At 42.6% G+C, this 646-nt stretch carries 1 protein-coding gene; it reads left to right on the forward strand.

The window, feature by feature from the left end:
• A partial coding sequence (locus VPR01S_RS22815) for a hypothetical protein (protein WP_052035788.1) occupies nt 1-536 on the forward strand: 536 nt, incomplete at its 5' end.
• Nucleotides 537-646: the final 110 nt, after the last annotated feature.

Raw genomic sequence — 646 nt, forward strand, 5'->3', positions numbered from 1 at the left:
AGGTTCAAAGTTTGGCTTTTGTGTTTATGGCACAATGGTTTAGGTTAGGTGGTGGCGTTGTTCACCCCTTAACGCGGCGTTATGTACTTAGGGGTAATATGGAAACTTTTTTAGCATCAATATTGGGCTCTGTTTCGACGTTGACCATCTTTGGCATCGTCGGGTTCTTGTGTAAAAACTGGTTGTTGGAGCGCCTAAAAGCTTCGATTAAGCATGAGTATGATCTTAAGCTAGCAGAAGTCGAACATCAGCGAGAAATGCGTTTAAAAGGTGAAGTTGTTGCCGAATTGCTAGCTCAGTGGCTAAGAGCTGAAAAAGAGTTAGATTATTACCAGCTTAACAAGTTGGCTTTCCAAGCTTTTGTGTGGCTTCCGGAGGACTTAGCGAAAGATTTATCCGAATCTCTAGCACACAAGCTTGGCTCTGATGATGTTCGCGCGTTAGTTAAAAAAGTACGTAGTCATTTGCAAGGTTCAGTGGATGGATTTGAGCAAAGCAAGGTAATAGTATTTCAAGACCCGAAAGCACGTACATAACAATCTGTTTAAGAGTGATTCGCAACGCTTGGCATTTTAGCTATGCGTTGTGATTTGTGTTTAAGGTGGTATGCGGGAGCTTAGGTATTGCGTTGCTCACACCTTAACAG

Source organism: Vibrio proteolyticus NBRC 13287 (assembly GCF_000467125.1).
GTDB lineage: Bacteria > Pseudomonadota > Gammaproteobacteria > Enterobacterales > Vibrionaceae > Vibrio > Vibrio proteolyticus.